This window comes from Klebsiella sp. CB_Kp196 (assembly GCF_040061575.1).
GTDB lineage: Bacteria > Pseudomonadota > Gammaproteobacteria > Enterobacterales > Enterobacteriaceae > Klebsiella > Klebsiella michiganensis.
In genome coordinates this window covers 1-17,646 of sequence record NZ_JBEAFH010000061.1, presented here as the reverse complement: position 1 = coordinate 17,646, position 17,646 = coordinate 1, and the positions used below count along the sequence as shown (strand labels likewise).

13 protein-coding genes are annotated in these 17,646 nt (G+C 57.8%); 7 read left to right on the top strand and 6 right to left on the bottom strand.

Features of this window, described 5'->3' with window-relative positions; genetic code table 11:
- Nucleotides 1-112: 112 nt before the first annotated feature.
- The 3 genes from ABLU87_RS22490 to ABLU87_RS22480 all read left to right on the top strand — a co-directional run bounded on the left by ABLU87_RS22490 (nucleotide 113) and on the right by ABLU87_RS22480 (nucleotide 2,864).
- Nucleotides 113-1,765 carry an alpha,alpha-trehalase gene (locus ABLU87_RS22490; RefSeq protein WP_014227158.1) on the top strand — a complete coding sequence of 551 codons (1,653 nt, stop codon included), beginning with the start codon at nucleotides 113-115 and terminating at the stop codon, nucleotides 1,763-1,765.
- 68 nt (nucleotides 1,766-1,833) lie between these two features.
- The gene (locus ABLU87_RS22485; RefSeq protein WP_014227159.1) at nucleotides 1,834-2,382 is read left to right on the top strand and encodes a GNAT family protein; all 549 of its coding nucleotides are present in this window, start codon (nucleotides 1,834-1,836) and stop codon (nucleotides 2,380-2,382) included.
- A gap of 53 nt (nucleotides 2,383-2,435) precedes the next feature.
- Complete coding sequence (locus ABLU87_RS22480) at nucleotides 2,436-2,864, top strand: lysozyme (RefSeq protein ID WP_032751618.1); 429 nt, start codon at nucleotides 2,436-2,438, stop codon at nucleotides 2,862-2,864.
- On the opposite strand, the gene ABLU87_RS22475 is transcribed toward ABLU87_RS22480, so the two are convergent.
- Nucleotides 2,861-3,469 (bottom strand): response regulator transcription factor, encoded by a 609-nt coding sequence (locus ABLU87_RS22475; RefSeq protein ID WP_064406136.1) that lies wholly within the window; start codon nucleotides 3,467-3,469, stop codon nucleotides 2,861-2,863. The two genes, ABLU87_RS22480 and ABLU87_RS22475, sit on opposite strands and share 4 nt — an antisense overlap.
- Nucleotides 3,470-3,819: 350 nt before the next feature.
- On the bottom strand, nucleotides 3,820-4,578 hold the full coding sequence (locus tag ABLU87_RS22470) for an SDR family oxidoreductase (RefSeq protein ID WP_032719951.1): 759 nt from the start codon (nucleotides 4,576-4,578) through the stop codon (nucleotides 3,820-3,822).
- Between the two features lie 119 nt (nucleotides 4,579-4,697).
- Here ABLU87_RS22470 and ABLU87_RS22465 point away from each other — a divergent pair, with 119 nt between their 5' ends.
- The 3 genes from ABLU87_RS22465 (at nucleotide 4,698) to ABLU87_RS22455 (ending at nucleotide 8,493) form a co-directional block, all read left to right on the top strand.
- Nucleotides 4,698-5,597 carry a LysR family transcriptional regulator gene (locus tag ABLU87_RS22465; protein WP_014227163.1) on the top strand — a complete coding sequence of 300 codons (900 nt, stop codon included), beginning with the start codon at nucleotides 4,698-4,700 and terminating at the stop codon, nucleotides 5,595-5,597.
- Between the two features lie 271 nt (nucleotides 5,598-5,868).
- The gene (yhjD, locus tag ABLU87_RS22460) at nucleotides 5,869-6,900 is read left to right on the top strand and encodes an inner membrane protein YhjD (protein ID WP_004134249.1); all 1,032 of its coding nucleotides are present in this window, start codon (nucleotides 5,869-5,871) and stop codon (nucleotides 6,898-6,900) included.
- Between the two features lie 270 nt (nucleotides 6,901-7,170).
- Entirely contained in the window at nucleotides 7,171-8,493 is a 1,323-nt protein-coding gene (locus ABLU87_RS22455) for an MFS transporter (protein ID WP_004126314.1), read from the top strand.
- Between the two features lie 49 nt (nucleotides 8,494-8,542).
- Here ABLU87_RS22455 and ABLU87_RS22450 read toward each other — a convergent pair whose 3' ends face one another.
- Nucleotides 8,543-10,594 carry an AsmA family protein gene (locus tag ABLU87_RS22450; protein ID WP_025106813.1) on the bottom strand — a complete coding sequence of 684 codons (2,052 nt, stop codon included), beginning with the start codon at nucleotides 10,592-10,594 and terminating at the stop codon, nucleotides 8,543-8,545.
- 195 nt (nucleotides 10,595-10,789) lie between these two features.
- Between ABLU87_RS22450 and ABLU87_RS22445 the strand changes: the two genes are divergently transcribed.
- Nucleotides 10,790-11,719, top strand: a complete 930-nt coding sequence (locus ABLU87_RS22445; RefSeq protein WP_122117118.1) for a sugar kinase — start codon at nucleotides 10,790-10,792, stop codon at nucleotides 11,717-11,719.
- Nucleotides 11,720-11,885: 166 nt separating this feature from the next.
- Here ABLU87_RS22445 and ABLU87_RS22440 read toward each other — a convergent pair whose 3' ends face one another.
- The 3 genes from ABLU87_RS22440 to hmsP all read right to left on the bottom strand — a co-directional run bounded on the left by ABLU87_RS22440 (nucleotide 11,886) and on the right by hmsP (nucleotide 17,060).
- Nucleotides 11,886-13,391, bottom strand: a complete 1,506-nt coding sequence (locus ABLU87_RS22440) for a pitrilysin family protein (RefSeq protein WP_064378241.1) — start codon at nucleotides 13,389-13,391, stop codon at nucleotides 11,886-11,888.
- A 221-nt stretch (nucleotides 13,392-13,612) separates the two neighbouring features.
- Entirely contained in the window at nucleotides 13,613-14,899 is a 1,287-nt protein-coding gene (gene dctA, locus ABLU87_RS22435) for a C4-dicarboxylate transporter DctC (protein ID WP_014227166.1), read from the bottom strand.
- Between the two features lie 154 nt (nucleotides 14,900-15,053).
- Nucleotides 15,054-17,060 (bottom strand): biofilm formation regulator HmsP, encoded by a 2,007-nt coding sequence (gene hmsP / locus ABLU87_RS22430; protein WP_025106810.1) that lies wholly within the window; start codon nucleotides 17,058-17,060, stop codon nucleotides 15,054-15,056.
- Nucleotides 17,061-17,646 lie beyond the last annotated feature (586 nt).

Here is a 17,646-nt window from a genome sequence, read left to right as displayed (position 1 = left end):
TGATCTACCGCACACTTCTCTTTTCGTTTCCCGCTGCGAATGTCTAAGCTTAATAGACAGGTCGGGCGCGCCCGGCATCCTCTACTGACGCAATCCGGAGGTCCGTACCACTATGTTCAGCCAGAAATTACGCAACGTTGATGACGATGAGCTCAGGATCGAAATCGATCCGTGCTACGAAGCCGATCCGTATGAGTTAAAGCTGGATGAAATGTTCGACGCCGAACCCGAACCGGAGATCATCGAAGGGCTGCCCGCCTCGGATGCCCTGACCCCTGCCGATCGCTATCTGGAACTGTTCGCTCACGTCCAGAAGTCGCGAATTTTCGCCGATAGCAAAACCTTCCCCGACTGCGCGCCGAAGCAGGACCCGCTGGATATTTTGATTCACTACCGTCGCGTCCGGCGCACCCCCGGATTCGATCTCCGCCAGTTTGTTGAAGACCACTTCTGGCTGCCGGAAAACCGCGCCGAGGATTACGTCTCCGATCCCACGCGATCGTTAAAGGAGCATATTGATAATCTGTGGCCCGTCCTGACCCGCGAGCCGCAGGATCATATTCCCTGGTCATCGCTGCTGGCGCTGCCGCAGTCTTATATTGTGCCTGGCGGGCGGTTTAGCGAAACCTACTACTGGGATTCCTACTTCACCATGCTGGGGCTGGCGGAAAGCGGCCGCGAAGACCTGCTGAAATGCATGGCCGACAACTTCGCGTGGATGATTGAAATCTACGGCCATATTCCTAACGGCAACCGCACCTACTATCTCAGCCGCTCGCAGCCGCCGGTGTTTGCCCTGATGGTCGAACTGTTTGAAGAGGATGGGGTTCGCGGCGCCAAACGATACCTTGACCATCTGCGGATGGAGTACAGCTTCTGGATGGACGGCGCGGAATCGCTGATTCCCAATCAGGCCTACCGTCACGTGGTGCGGATGCCGGACGGCTCGCTGCTGAACCGCTACTGGGACGATCGCGATACGCCGCGCGATGAGTCATGGCGGGAAGATGTCGAAACGGCGAAGCACTCCGGGCGCCCGCCGAACGAGGTCTATCGCGACCTGCGCGCCGGGGCGGAGTCCGGCTGGGATTACTCCAGCCGCTGGCTGCGGGATATTACCCGGCTGGCGAGCATCCGTACCACCCAGTTTATCCCCATTGATTTGAACGCCTTCCTGTTCAAGCTGGAGAACACCATCGCCAACCTCTCCGGCCTGAAGGGCGACCGGGAAACAGAGGCCGCTTTTCGCCAGAAGGCCAGCGAGCGCAGGGCGGCGGTAACCCGCTATCTGTGGGATGACGAAAGCGGCTGTTTCCGCGATTACGACTGGCGCCGCGAGCAGCTGGCGCTGTTTTCCGCCGCCAGCCTCGTCGCGCTGTACGTCGGCATGGCGACCCATGAACAGGCCGACAGGCTCGCCGACGCGGTACGCGCCCGCCTGCTCACCCCCGGCGGTATTATGGCGACGGAATATCAAAGCGGTGAGCAGTGGGATAAGCCCAACGGCTGGGCGCCGCTGCAGTGGATGGCGGTACAGGGTTTTAAAATGTACGGCCAGGATCCGCTGGGCGATGAGATAGCCCAAAGCTGGCTGCAAACGGTGAATCATTTCTATAAACAGCACTATAAGCTGATTGAAAAGTACCATATCGCCAGCGCCACGCCCCATGAAGGCGGAGGCGGTGAATATCCGCTCCAGGATGGCTTTGGCTGGACGAATGGCGTGGTGCGCCGGCTTATCGGCCTGTACGGCGAACCGTTGTAAAAGCGGACTATTCCCGCGGTCGATGTCCTGCTATGTTCATGGCATCGACTTTCGCCGGAAGCCCAGCTATGCCTGAACTGGTTACCCCACGTCTGCGCTGCTCGCCGCTGCAGCTTGACGACTGGCCCTTTTTTCTCAGCTTACAGCAAGACCCCCAGGTGATGCTTTACGTCGCGGATCCCCGCCCGGTAGCGGACATTCGCGACGCTTTTGATGCCCGGCTTCCCGCGTGGTCGCCGGGCGCGGCCCACTGGCTGTGCCTGGTAGTGCGCGACCGCTACACCCACGCTCCCCTGGGCCTCACCGGCTATCAGCATCACGCTCCCGATAGCGCCGAAGCGGGTTTTCTGTTTGCTCCCCGGGCGCAGGGCAAAGGTTACGGCTATGAGTCTCTGCGCGCACTGTGCGATTACGCTTTCTCCGCCGGCGGCATCCGGCGGCTGACGGCAACCGTCACCGCGGGCAATCTGGCGTCAAAAAATCTGCTGCAAAAGGTCGGTTTTCACCAGGAGGGCGAGCTGCGCGACTGCTACTGGCTCAACGGTCGCTGGCACAACGATTGGCTGTTTGGCCTGCTGCGCCGCGATTACCACCAGCCTGGGCCATCTGGCGAATAGGGCGCGACGCGCTTTTCCTCTACACTGCAGGCCGACAACAGAGGAAGCGATAAATGTCCCCAACCATACCGCCGCTAAGCCTGCACGGGCTGGAGTTTATTAAGCGAATGCAGGGGCTAGCGCTCGCCCCCTATCGGGACGAAAGCGGCCTGCGCGTGATTGGCTACGGCCACGTTCTCAATGATTACGAATCGTTCCCTCACTTCACGCGCGAGATCGCGGAGACTCTGCTTATCGTCGATCTTCTGCAGTGCCAGCGCGAACTTAAGCGCAGGCTCCGGGTCACGCTTAATCAAGCGCAATATGATGCGCTGGTCTCTTTAGCCTTTAGCTGCGGGGCGGCGTCTCCGGCGCTTGATACCGTCCTGACCCATCTTAATCATCAGCGGTTCGCTGACGCGCTGAGCGCATGGGAAAATATTCGCAGCGGCCGCGAACAGCGGCGCGAAGAGTGCGCAAGATTCAAAACCAGAGCCGATTAAGTTTCGCTGACGCGATGAAAGACCATCGCCGCCTGGGTACGATTCTTCACATCCAGCCGACGGTACAGCGACTCAAGATGGGCCTTTACCGTGCCGGTGCTGATATTTAACGTCCGGCTAATCTGTTTATTAGAGTCACCGGCGGCCAGCAGCTGCAAAATCTCCCGCTGGCGCTGGCTCAAATGAACCCGTTTATTATCGCTCACCTCCGCCATTATTAATCCATCGTCCGGCAAGCAGGGCAGCCCCCGCCGGAGACGGTTGATGGTCTGAGCGAAAGTGGGCAAACTTTCCTCGCGCTGCACGATGGCCCGCACATTATAAGACAGCGCGCGCTGTAGCCAGCCCTTATTATCGTCAGAAACGATCAGCAGGACCTGAGCGTGCGGAAAACGACGCTGTTTTTCCTCCAGCAGCCAACAGCAAAACTCACCGTGCATATCCCCGTCCAGCATGAGCAGCGCGTCAGGATGCACCGTCAGCTTCTGCCAGAGCTGTTCAGCCTGACAGGTGCCAAAAATATCAATCTCTGGAATGTATTGCTGGAGGCCAATTTTCATTCCATGAATAAATATCGACTGCCTGTCAAACATGAGTATCTGCATGGGTTTCGCTCCAATAAATAAATGCCCGATGAAAAGACAAACATCAGCCAAAATAAATAACAACTTGCCGTTTGGCCTGGGGCATTTTACCGATAGGGATGCGAAACTAAATATCATAACAATGAATAGTTACAGGGCTTATTGGCCCCATTACTTATCCACAATATTTATTACATTTGAATTAAGGAAATCCTTAATCAGGCGGGCAAGAAAAAATAAAAATAATACTAATTTTCTAGTTTAAACGAAGCCGGAAACGCAGGCGATGGCGAAATGAGGAAAGTCTGTTACGAAATAAGAAAGCGCATGAAATACGTTAGCCCCTCCATACTCTATGGAGGGGCGCGGGATTACAAGAACATCCCACCGGAGACTTCTACGCGCTGGGCGTTCATCCAGCGCAGGTCATCGCTAAGCAGCGCGGCGATGGCATCGCCAATATCATCCGGCAGCCCCACTCTTCCGAGCGCCGTTTGCGCGGCAATATGCTGATTCACCTGCGCGTTATCCCTGACCACACCGCCGCCAAAATCGGTTTCAATCGCGCCGGGCGCAATAATATTGACCGAAATTCCGCGTTCTCCCAGCTCCTTCGCCTGGTAGCGCGTCAGCACCTCCATCGCGCCTTTCATTGAGGCGTAGGCCGCATAGCCCGGCAGCGCGAAACGCGCCAGTCCGCTGGAAACGTTGAGGATCCGCCCCCCGTCCTGCAATAACGGCAGCAGGCGTTGGGTAAGGAAAAACGGCCCCTTAAACTGGATGTTCATTAATTCATCAAACTGCGCCTCGCTGGTTTCAGCAAAGGGAATATTCAGGCCAATTCCGGCATTGTTCAATAAATAGTCGAAGGTCTCCCGCTGCCAGCGCTGCTGAAGCACTTCTCTTACCTTCTGAGCAAAACTGTCGAAACTGCCAACATCACCGACGTTTAGCGGTAATGCCGCGGCTTTCACGCCTTTTTGCTCAATTTCAGCCACTACGTCCAGCGCCGCCTGCGGGTTACTGTGCCAGGTCAGAATAATATCGGTTCCCTTTGCCGCCAGCTTTAATGCGGCGTTTTTTCCCAGTCCACGGCTACCGCCGGTGACTAAAGCGATACGTTGCGTCATCAGAAAACCCCTTCTTGGTTGCGTTTGCATCGTTGAAGAGCTTATTAGCTGCTATAAAAACAATAAATATGGCAAATTACGTTTTACTGTTTCATTAAAAACAACAATAGGCCGCCGGCATGGATAAAATTCACGCAATGCAGCTGTTCATCAGAGTCGCGGAGCTGGAAAGTTTTTCCCGCGCCGCCGATACCCTTGGCCTGCCGAAAGGAAGCGTCTCGCGCCAGATTCAGGCGCTGGAGAGCCACCTTGGGGTTCGTCTGCTGCATCGCACAACCCGCCGGGTACAGCTGACGCAGGATGGTATGGTTTATTACGAACGCGCCAGAGACCTGCTCAGCAATCTTGAAGAGCTGGACGGCATGTTTCAGCTTGACCCCTCCAGCATCAGCGGGCGTCTGCGGGTTGATATGCCCGTCGCCGTAGCGAAAAAGCTGGTCATTCCACAGCTGCCGGCATTTCTGCAGCAGTATCCCGGCATCGAACTGGAGCTCAGCAGCAGCGATCGGTTAGTCGACGTGGTTCGCGAGGGCTTTGACTGCGTGGTGCGCGTCGGTACGCTGAAAGATTCCGGGCTCATCGCGCGACCGCTGGGCAAGCTAACGCAAATCAACTGCGCCAGCCCGCAGTACCTGACGCGCTTCGGCTATCCGCAATCGCTGGACGATCTCGCCGATCATGCGCTGATCCACTACGCAAGCAGCCTCGGGGTGCGCCCGCTGGGCTTCGAAGTGGTCAGCGAGGGCGCCGTCCGCTGGATCAAAACCGGCGGCGTCTTGACGGTGAACAGCACCGAGACCTATCAGGCGTCGTGCCTGGCGGGGCTGGGCATTATTCAGGTGCCGCGGGTGGGGGTTCGGGAATGGCTGCGCACCGGCGAGCTGATAGAAATTCTGCCCCACTACCGCGCCGAGCCGCTGCCGGTGTCGCTCATTTATCCGCACCGGCGTAATCTCTCGCGCCGGGTACATCTGTTTATGGAGTGGCTGGGCGGCTTGATGAAAAACTACGTTGATTAGGCCGAATGATGAAAAATCTATATTTGAGAGCGTGCCGATATTCCCTGCCGGGTGCCGGCTGACGCCTTACATAGCGTAAAAAAATCATCAATATCATGCCATTATAAAATTCACCCAGGCCGATACAAACGCAGCGCAGCCGGGGAATAACACAAGAACGCGCTTCAGTGATTCGCAGATTCCGATGCCCGCTCCCCCCGATACGCCCCATCCGTGATTTTACGTATATAATTTTTGAAGAATATCGCTGTAAAAAAGGAAGAAATAATTTATGACGCCGGAAAACGACGCTCAACGCCCAACCGAGGATCCGGGCCAGCAGCCGGATAAAAACAAAAGCGCGATGGCTGCGATAAACGATTCTACCGTGGCGAAAAAAGCCAACCAGGCGCTGAAAAGCGTCACCGGAACGGCGGAAAAAGTTCAGCGTAACCATATGGTCGCCCATATCATCCGCGCCGCGGAGCGCTTTAACGACAGGCTGGGTAATCAGTTTGGCGCGGCAATCACCTACTTCTCGTTTTTATCGATGATCCCAATCCTGATGGTCTCTTTTGCGGCCGCCGGTTTTGTTCTCGCCTCGCATCCCACGCTGCTACAGGACATCTTCGATAAAATCCTGCTTAACGTTAGCGACCCGACGCTGGCGGCAACGCTGAAAAATACCATCAATACCGCCGTACAGCAGCGTACCGCCGTCGGTATCGTGGGTCTGCTGGTGGCGCTCTACTCCGGCATTAACTGGATGGGCAACCTGCGTGAGGCCATCCGCGCCCAGTCGCGCGACGTCTGGGAACGCACTCCGCAGGATCAGGAGAAAATTTGGGTTAAGTATTTTCGCGACTTTATCTCGCTGATCGGCCTGCTGGTTGCGCTGGTCATTACCTTGTCGATCACCTCTATCGCCGGCTCGGCCCAGCAGATGATTATCTCAGCGCTTTATCTTGATTATATCGAGTGGCTGAAACCGGCGTGGCGGCTGATTGGCCTCGCGATTTCCATCTTCGCCAACTATCTGCTGTTTTTCTGGATTTTCTGGCGACTCCCGCGCCACCGCCCTCGCCGTAAGGCGCTGATTCGCGGCACCCTGATTGCGGCTGTCGGCTTTGAGATAATCAAAATCATTATGACCTGGACGCTACCGGCGCTGGTGAAATCCCCATCCGGGGCGGCATTCGGTTCGGTGTTGGGGATAATGGCCTTCTTCTATTTTTTCGCCCGCCTGACGCTGTTCTGCGCCGCATGGATTGCCACCGCCGAATATAAAGACGACCGCCGGATGCCGGGCAAAGCCCACGACTAAACCATCACTGGGCTGAATAAAAGACGCAAAATTCAGCCCAACCTGGCATTTCAGCATATAAATCCAACATGTAACTTTTATTTAACCTAAACCTGGTTTTATCGACCATTATTTTAATTTTGTGAAGCATTTCATAGAAGTTATTTTTCTGGCACAGAAATTATTCACTTTTTGCTTCTTTTTTCGCCTCCCCCGCCCCTTGTTACAGATTGAAATGTCCCCAAGGCTGTGGCTATATGGCCTTTCGTTCGCAAAAAATAAGAAAGATCTATGCAAGCCACAGCCACAACACTCGACAACGCGCAGGACACCGTTCCGGTTAACTCACGCAATAAAGTCGTCGTCGCCTCACTCATTGGTACCGCCATCGAGTTCTTCGACTTCTACATCTATGCCACCGCGGCGGTTATCGTATTCCCGCACATTTTCTTCCCGCAGGGCGATCCCGCCGCCGCGACGCTACAATCGCTGGCGACCTTCGCTATCGCCTTTATTGCGCGCCCTATCGGTTCAGCGGTCTTTGGCCACTTCGGCGACCGCGTAGGCCGTAAAGCGACCCTCGTCGCCTCGCTGCTGACGATGGGGATCTCCACCGTGGTTATCGGCCTGCTGCCCGGCTATGAAACCATAGGCATTATGGCACCGGTGCTGCTGGCGCTGGCGCGCTTTGGCCAGGGGCTCGGCCTTGGCGGCGAATGGGGCGGCGCGGCGCTGCTGGCGACGGAAAACGCCCCGCCGCGCAAGCGCGCGCTGTATGGCTCATTCCCGCAGCTGGGCGCGCCTATCGGCTTCTTCTTCGCGAACGGCACCTTCCTGCTGCTCTCCTGGCTGCTGACCGACCAGCAGTTTATGGAATGGGGCTGGCGTATGCCGTTTATCTTCTCCGCCGTGCTGGTCATTATCGGCCTGTACGTCCGCGTTTCGCTGCACGAGTCGCCGGTGTTCGCTAAGGTAGCCGCCGCGAAAAAACAGGTCAAAATCCCGCTGGGCACGCTGCTGACCAAACACGTGCGCGTCACCGTTCTCGGCACCTTTATCATGCTGGCGACCTATACGCTGTTTTACATCATGACCGTCTACTCCATGACCTTCAGCACCGCCGCCGCGCCGATTGGCCTCGGCTTGCCGCGTAACGAAGTGCTGTGGATGCTGATGATGGCGGTTATCGGTTTTGGCGTGATGGTACCGGTGGCGGGCCTGCTGGCGGATGCATTCGGTCGTCGTAAGAGCATGGTCGTGATTACGACCCTGATCATCCTCTTCGCGCTGTTTGCCTTTAAACCGCTGCTCGGCTCCGGCAACCCGCTGCTGGTCTTTGCCTTCCTGCTGATTGGCCTGAGCCTGATGGGGCTGACCTTTGGCCCCATGGGCGCGCTGCTGCCGGAGCTGTTCCCGACGGAAGTTCGCTATACCGGCGCATCGTTCTCCTATAACGTCTCGTCGATCCTCGGGGCGTCCGTGGCGCCGTACATCGCCGCCTGGCTGCAGGGCAACTACGGTCTGCCTGCGGTAGGGCTCTATCTGGCTGCCATGGCGGCGCTGACGATGATCGCGCTGCTGCTGACTCACGAAACGCGTCACCAATCGCTGTAACTCTCCCTCCATGCCCCTGGCCATCCGGCGAGGGGCGTCTCCTTGCCGACTATTTTTTCATCTGCGACAGGATTGCCCGACACTGGTTCGCCTCGCCTTCGGCGGGTGAGATCAGCGCCAGCAGCGCGGCGGCCGGCGTCACCAGGGTCGCCAGCGCTGCCGCTACCGCGCCGCGGGCAATCAGCGGCCCCGCCTTCACGCCCGCATTCGGCGACTTAAAGGTGCCGCGCACGTAGAGCGGTGAACGCAGGGTGATAATGCGAAAGCCTTTACTCTCCGGATCGATAGTGAGGTCCAGCTGCTCAGAGGCAAAGCTGGCGGTACCGGTGACGTTGATCAACGCGTTTTCCGTATCAAAGGCAAACACCTGCGGCCGGGCGACGCCGTTGACCACGTCGATATTGGCCGCCGCGCAGTTCACCCGCACCTCATCATCGCCAAAGATCTGCCCGATGATAAAGTTGCCGACGTTCAGGCCGAGGATCTCCATCAGGTTGCGGCTAATTAAACCGTCGTTCATCAGCAGCTTCAGGTTACCGTTACTGTTGCCCAGCAGCGCGGCGACGGAGTTGCCGGTGCCGCGAAGCTGCACATCGCCGTTCATTTCGCCGAGGGTTTTCTGCATCATCTCCACGTTTGGCATCAGCGCTTTCAGCTTCAGGCGGCGCGCCTGCAGGTTCGCCGTCCCCTGCAGCGGTTTTTTATCCCCTTCAAGATGAATGCTGCCGGCAATCGTGCCGTTGGCCAGCCCCAGACGCAGCGGCTGCAGGCGCAGGTCGCCCCTTTCGAGGATCACGTGGGTGGAGAGGTCGCTGATGGGGAGCGTGCCGCCGTGCTCAATGCGCCGTCCTTTAAAACGTACATCGGCATCCATCACCTGCCACTTATCGGTTTCAAAGCGGTCATACGGCAACACTTTTCCGGCCGGCTGCGGGGAGGCCTCGCCTTTGCGCCGTTCGGTCTGGCTGCCTTTACCGCCGGAGTCGACGCCAATCAGCGGCCCCAGATCCGCCAGCCTTAGCTGTCTGGACTCAAGGTCGCCCTCCAGCTTAGGCCGGGGTTTACCGGTGCTGTAGGTCAGCGATCCGTGGATATCGCTCTCGCCGATGCGGCCATTAAAATCCTGATAGGCGAAGCGTGAACCGTTTTTCTCCTTGAAGGTAGCCCGCAGATGCCCGTCGGTCGAAAAAGCCGGCGTATCCGGCAGCAGCACGCCGGTCAGGTCATAGAGATCGCCCAGCGAGTCCCCGGAAAACTTCAGCCGCAGATCGACGCCGCCGAGGTTAAGCGGATCGCTGACCGTGCCGGTAAACGCGACTCGGGTATTGCCGGAACGAAAATCCCCCTGCAGGGGGAACGGCGTCCCTTCGCTGCGCAGCGCCAGCATGCCGCCGATTTTGCCGCTACCGGAGAGCGGCTGTCCGTTGTAGCTCCCTTTCGCCTGCAGGCCGAAGACGTAATCGCCCACTTTCTGCGGCTGCCCTTTCCCCTTCTCGCCGGTCACTTCACTGAACGCCAGCGGCTTACCGAGCGGATCAACCACGATCGTCACGTCAGCGCGCGACACTTTGTCATCAACGGCAATCTTGCCGCGATCGAAAAGAATATTGTCGAGGCGGAAAGACCAGCTGGAAGGCGCCGCATCTTTCTCCGACGACCCCGCCGAAGCCAGGTCAAAAGTCCAGTTGTTGGTCTTCTCCGACAGTCGGATCAGCCGCGCGTCGGGCTGTTCAAGCTTAATCCACGGCAGATAGACCGTTTTGCTGAGCAGAGCCAGCGGGGCGAGAGTCGCCTCAACGCGCGGCAGGTGGACCATTGTGACCTGCGGGATATCAGGGGGGTTGCCAAGGACGATATCTTCGGCATGAACGTGCGGCCAGGGGATCCAGCTTCGCCAGCCGCTCTCGCCGGGCTGGCGTTCCCAGACGACGCCCAGATCGCCGCGAATCGCGAACGGGCGGTTCAGCTCGGCAGAGACTTTCTGGTTGATCGTCGGCTTCAGGCGGTTCCAGTCAAAGGTCGCCAGCACGATAAAAAACAGAACGATCAGTACGACAATCGTTCCCAGGATAATAGCCACGGTTTTTCGGGTTCTGCTCATCCCTTCTGCACTCCTTTTGCGTCTCGTCACTCCTGAATATAGTTGAGAAACGCCATTTGCTCCGCCGAATGAGGTTTTCGTCACATAATCCGCGTCAGGTCAAAAAAATAATGGAACGTTGTTTTAATATCATTGACCATCAAAGCGCCCCAGCGCACACTAGGGTTAATATTGATTTAATTTCAGGTCATCACTATGTCGAAGAAAATTGCCGTCATTGGCGAATGCATGATTGAGCTGTCAGAGAAAGGCGCAGCGGTTAATCGCGGCTTTGGCGGCGACACCTTAAACACTTCCGTCTACATCGCTCGCCAGACCGACGCCAGCGCGCTGGGCGTGCACTACGTTACCGCCCTGGGCACGGACACCTTCAGCCAGCAGATGCTCGAATCCTGGCAGCGCGAGAACGTTCAGACTGACCTGATTCAGCGCATGGCCGACCGTTTACCGGGCCTCTACTACATCGAAACCGACGATACCGGCGAGCGCACCTTTTACTACTGGCGCAACGAAGCCGCGGCGAAGTTCTGGCTGGAGAGCGAGCAGTCTGCGGCCATCTGCGAAGAGCTGGCGACCTTTGATTATCTGTATCTTAGCGGGATCAGCCTGGCGATCCTCAGCCCGACCAGCCGCGAGAAGCTGCTGACCCTGCTGCGGGAATGCCGGGCAAACGGCGGCAAGGTTATCTTTGATAATAACTATCGTCCGCGCCTGTGGAGCAGCAAAGAGGAGACGCAGCGGGTTTATCAGCAGATGCTGGCCTGCACCGACATCGCGTTCCTGACCCTCGATGACGAAGACGCGCTGTGGGGCGAGAAGCCGGTTGCGGAAGTGATTACCCGCACCCACGCCGCCGGCGTTGAAGAAGTGGTGGTTAAGCGCGGCGCAGACTCCTGCCTGGTGGCGATTGCCGGCCAGCCGCTGCGGGAAGTCCCGGCCGTTAAGCTGCCGAAAGAGAAAGTGGTTGATACCACGGCGGCGGGCGATTCGTTCAGCGCCGGCTACCTGGCCGTACGCCTGACCGGCGGCGACGCCGAATCTGCGGCAAAACGCGGACACCTGACCGCCAGCACGGTGATCCAGTATCGCGGCGCGATTATCCCGCGCGAGGCGATGCCGCAGTAATTTTCGATTGCGTTACGCCCGCCTGCGAGAATCCCGGCTGGCTCTGGCATTAGACCGGACAAGGCGCGCCAGCGCCGCCTCCGGGAAAATCACCGGGCCAATCCAGCAATACGTAAAACAGATTAGCCATAAACCTCACCGGATAGCCACGCTATCCGGTTTTGCTTTACTGCGCTGGCGGGATATCCGTCGCTTCGTTACGCCCTTCCACAACATCACCGACGGCGCTCGACGCCGCTGCGGCCGCTGGCGCGGGCGCCATCAGCTTTTCCCACGTCGCCTGCAGTTCCTTCATGTTGTATTCCGGCTCACCCTGCGGCTGCTGCAGCACCAGCGCCATATCCTGCGACAGCTGCTGACGCAGGTACTGATTCAGCATGTCGACCGTCAGCGAATTGAGAAACTCCTGGCGCAGTTTCTGATACTGCTCGGGCGCGATATCCACCACCTGATTTTGCAACGAACGCATCCGCTGGCTAATCAGGATGTACGTATCGGTGCGCGCATAGGTGGCAAACAGCTTCTGCAGTTCGAGGTTTTTCTGCGCGATCAGGGCGTCAAACTCCTCCTGCGGCAGGCCGCGATCGCGGACTTTCGCCAGCTCGCGCGCCACGGTCGTTAAGTTGGCGTTCAGGCGCTCGCCCGGCGATTCGATATTGATCGCGCACTGGGCGCGCTGGTAGAGCACGCGGCAGTCAAAGCCAAGGCCGATATCCTTGATATTACTTTTGCTCAGATTCTGCTGTACGTGCCAGAACAGCGCTTCCCGGGCAAGATCGTCGCGCCAGTAGCGCTGCAGCGCGACCGAGTCGCGGATCGGCTGCCACGGCGCATCCCACATCAGCGACAGCTTATCCTGGCGCACCGCATCGGTCATGATGCTGACCGGCGTCGTCGGCAGCGGCGATAGCGTAGGAACCGCCACCGGCGTTTCGCGCTTGCCCTTCAGGCCGCCGAAAGTTTTGTTGATTTGTTCCGCGACGCTGCGGCTATCCACGTTGCCGACCACAATCAGGGTCATGGCATCCGGGGTGTACCACTTGTGGTAATACTCTTTTAGCTGAGCAATATCCACCGGCTGCTTCAGCGGCGCCGCCGGATCGTGCCCCAGCATGGTGGAGCCTTTTAGCCGATAGCGCCACCAGCCTTCTTTGGTATCCGCAGGCCAGGTCGCCACCATGTCTTCGCCCTGCAGCGCGTGGTTGACGGTTTCCGGGGAGATCGACATTTTACCGCTGGCGCTGGCCAGCCAGCTCAGCGCCTCTTTCAGCAGGTCGTTACGGTTATTCGGTATGCTCAGGTTAAACAAACTGTAGTCATAAGAGACGATGGCGGGCGGCAGAGGACGCTTCGGGTCAATACTCTGCTGCCATAGCGAACGGGCCTGCATGGTCGGGAGGCCACCGTTTTGCGTCAGCGCGAGGCGCGGGATAAAGTGGCTAAAGCCGCTCTGCTGAGTGCTTTCGCTCAGCGAGCCAATATTCACGGACAGGCGAACTTCGATACGATCGCTGGGACGCTGCGGGGTGGCTAAAACCTGCCACTGAAACCCATTCGCCAGTGTCCCCTGTTGCCAGGCCGGGTCCGGCTGGAGCGCTTCTGCCTGCACATAGCCGACCGTCGCCATCATCAGCAAACCACCGGTTAAGAGTCGAATTTTTGTGCCCTGCATGTGAACCCCTGATGAACAATCCTGGTTACAACAGCGGCCCACGGGAGGGCCGCCGAAAAAATATGGTGAGTTAAGTACGTCGGTTAGACCACACGGAGATGAAAATGTCGCATGTTGACGTGAAATAAACATAAGGGTCACCGCCGCGCAAGCGACAGTGACCCCTAATTATGCGCAGGAGCCCGTAGTCCAGCAAGGGACAACGGGCCTAACAGATGGATTTATGAGGATAATTCGTGCGATTTGCTTACCGGAGTACGGTTGTTCAGCACATCATCCAGCTGTTTCGCGTCCAGCTCTTTGACCCATTTAGCGACAACGATGGTCGCGACGCCGTTACCCACCAGGTTGGTCAGCGCGCGCGCCTCGGACATAAAGCGGTCGATGCCAAGAATGAGCGCCAGACCGGCGACCGGCAGGTGCCCGACGGCGGAAATCGTCGCCGCAAGGACGATAAACCCGCTGCCCGTCACCCCCGCCGCGCCTTTTGAGGAGAGCAGCAGCACCACCAGCAGGGTGATCTGATGGAAAATATCCATATGGCTGTTCGTCGCCTGGGCGATAAACACCGCCGCCATCGTCAGGTATATTGAGGTGCCATCGAGGTTAAAGGAGTACCCCGTCGGGATCACCAGCCCCACCACCGACTTACGGCAGCCCAGCTTCTCCATCTTATCGAGCATACGCGGCAGCGCCGACTCGGATGAAGACGTTCCCAGGACAATCAGCAGCTCTTCGCGGATATAGCGGATAAATTTAAAGATGCTGAAGCCGGTGGCTTTGGCGATCGACCCCAGCACCACCACCACAAACAGGATGCAGGTGATGTAGAAGCAGACGATCAGTTGGCCAAGCTGCACCAGCGTACCGACGCCGTATTTCCCAATGGTAAAGGCCATGGCCCCGAACGCGCCAATCGGCGCCAGGCGCATGATCATATTGATGATGCCGAAGATCACCTGCGAGAAGCTTTCGATAACGTTAAAAATCAGCTGGCCTTTGCTGCCGAGGCGATGCAGCGCGAAACCAAACAGCACCGCAAACATCAGCACCTGCAGAATGTTGCCGCTGGCAAAAGCGCCAATCACGCTGCCGGGGATAATATCGAGCAGGAACGCTACGATGCCCTGATCTTTCGCCTGTTCGGCGTAAACCGCCACGGCCTTCGCGTCGAGGGTCGCCGGGTCAACGTTCATTCCCGCGCCGGGCTGCACCACGTTTACAATGATCAGGCCGATGATCAGCGCAATAGTGCTCACGATTTCAAAGTAGAGCAGCGCCACCGCCCCGGTGCGGCCGACGGCTTTCATGCTCTCCATCCCGGCAATCCCCGTCACGACGGTACAGAAGATAACCGGGGCAATAATCATTTTAATCAGCTTAACGAAGGCATCGCCGAGGGGTTTCATCTGCGCACCCAGTTCCGGGTAAAAATGGCCCAGCAGAATACCGATCGCTATGGCCGAGAGAACCTGGACATAGAGGCTTTTAAAGAAAGAGATTTTCATAGGGTGTCCTTTGGAGATAACCACAGACCTTGAGGGGGTATTGCGTCCGTGGCTTAAAAATAACACCCATGAAACATTTCAGAAATAACGAGTGATGAAATTGCAATGTAATTGTTAATTTATTTGAACTGACTCGCATAAGCTAACAATGTTGTTACAAACTTGCATCCTCAACATCACCGGGTAAAAAACGGGCCATAAAAGCCTCAGGCGGCATGGCGCAGCCAAAAAGATACCCTTGCACCGTCTCGACGCCCGCCTCCTGCAGCCAGCGATACTGGGTATCGGTTTCGACGCCCTCCGCGACAATGTGCAGATTCAGCCCCCGCGCCAGCTGGATAATCGCGGGCACCATGCTGATGTCATCGGGCAGCATATCGATAAAGACTTTATCGATTTTCAGGATGTCTACCGGCAGCGATTTAATATGCTGCAGCTGGCGCAGGCCGGCGTAGCCCATACCAAAGTCATCGAGGGCAATCCGCACGCCCGCTTCACGCAGCGGACGCAGCAGGGAAATAATCGCCTGCGGGTCGTCAATCCGACGGCTTTCAGTGACTTCCAGTACCAGCGTACCCGGCGCGATACGATAGCGTGCGAGCAGCGCCAGCATCTCCTCGCCGCGATCGTGATGCAGCAGCTGCAGCAACGACACGTTGACCGACAGCGGCAACATGATCCCCTGATTTTGCCAGGCGGCAAGCTGCCGGCAGGCCTCTTCCATCACCCAGTAGCCGACCGGTACCATCAGCCCGCAGGCTTCGATACGCTCAATCAGATCGCCCGGCAGCGACCAGCTGCCGTCCGCCTGACGCTGACGCAGCAGCACTTCCGCACCGCACACCTCGCCGCTGTGGGTATCCACCTGCGGCTGCAGCCAGATGGCAAACTGCTGGTTATCAAGCGCCGTCAGAATATCGTGCTCTTCCATTAAGCGGCGCTGCGCTTTTTCCATCTGCTGCGGATCGAAGAACTCAATCTGGTTTTTCCCTTTACGACGCGCGGTTACGGCGGCGGAAAACGCCCGACGGTAGAGCTGTTCGGCGTTAATTTCGCCGTTAAACATCGCGATACCGACGCTGGCGCAGGGGCGCAGCTGGATGCCGTGCAGCGGCAAACGTTCATTTAAGACAGTGAGTACTTGCTTACTTAACGTCACCGCCTGCCAGGGTTCGTCAATGCCGTGGGCCAGAATCGCGAAGTCGTAGCCGCTCACCTGAGCCAGCACCATCTGCGCCGGAATAATCGCCCGCAGCTTTTCAACCAGGGTTAGCAGCAGCATTTCACGCTGCGTCTCTTTCAGTACGCCAGCGGTATCCTGTAGCGTTTCGCAGGCGATAATCAGCAGCGCCGAGGCCTGCGGGCGCGCGACGGTTTGCTCCAGCATGGCCATTAGAAAGGCTTTGTTCGGCAGCTCGGATACCGGAAAACGGGTCGATTGCAAAGAGAGTTCGTCGTGCAGGCGCAGCAGCGTCTGCTGATTACGGTTGTAGCTGCGCACCAGCATGCCGATTTCATCGTCATGATGGAGACGCGGCAGCGTGAGCTGATGGCCCAAACGCTCATGCTGCGGGACATCGTTTAGCTCACGGGCGATTTTACGCAGCGGTCGTACCATCAGACGGTTGATGCACCAGGTGATCGCCACCGTCAGCATCAGCACCAGAAGCAAGTAAGCGGTCACTAACGTCGCCAGCGCGCTCATGACGAATTTATACATGCGGTATGAGTCGGCCTGGAGTACCAGATAGGCCAGCGGCTGTGGGTTAGCGGGCCGTTCAAGGGAGTAGATAGGCAGCGAAATCTGTACCGGCAGTTCAAACATACGGGTGATGGTTACCGGTACGGGGCGCTCGGGGATAAAGCGCATCCGCAGCGCCTGGAACTGATTGGGCAGGACAACATCCGCCCGGCTGACGATGCCTGCGGGTTGAATACGGCTCAGAATGGCTTCCGCCTCAGGGATATCGGCTTTCAGGATAGCCGCTGACAGCGGTTCGCGAACGGAACGCGCGATGCTTTCTAACTGCGTGGCCGTGGTAAAACGACTCTGCTGAACAAAGTGGAACAGCAGAATAGAACAGAAGACCAGTACAAACGCCATGGACACGCTCGCGACCATCGCCATCTGTTTAATTGTAAGTGAACGGCTGACGCGCAACGGGGTTCTCCACTGAAACTGAACGCATATCGGGTATAGGTCCCTCTCACCGATCGTTATCAGGCTGATTATATACTCAAATTGTTCGCTCACGCCCGCAAGGCGCGAAGCAATGCCATCAGGCCGCTTTCCCGGAGGCGGCGCAATGCGCCTGTCCGGGCTACAAAACCCGCAGGCGGCGCGGCCGGTGGCCCCGGTAAGCACAGCGCGACCGGGGAACATTCCCGGGTGGCGGCTGACGCCTTACCCGGGCTACGAAATTGCCCGGCCTACACATTCACAGCCGCCATCGGGACGCTTTCCCGGAGGCGGCGCAATGCGCCTGTCCGGGCTACAAAATCCGCAGGCAGCACCGACCTGTAGCCCCGGTAAGCATAGCGCGACCGGGGAACATTCCCGGGTGGCGGCTGACGCCTTACCCGGGCTACAAAATTGCCCGGCCTACACGTTCACAGCCGCCATCGGGCCGCTTTCCCGGAGGCGGCGCAATGCGCCTGTCCGGGCTACAAAATCCGCAGGCGGCGCGGGCCAGTAGCCCCGGTAAGCATAGCGCGACCGGGGAACATTCCCGGGTGGCGGCTGACGC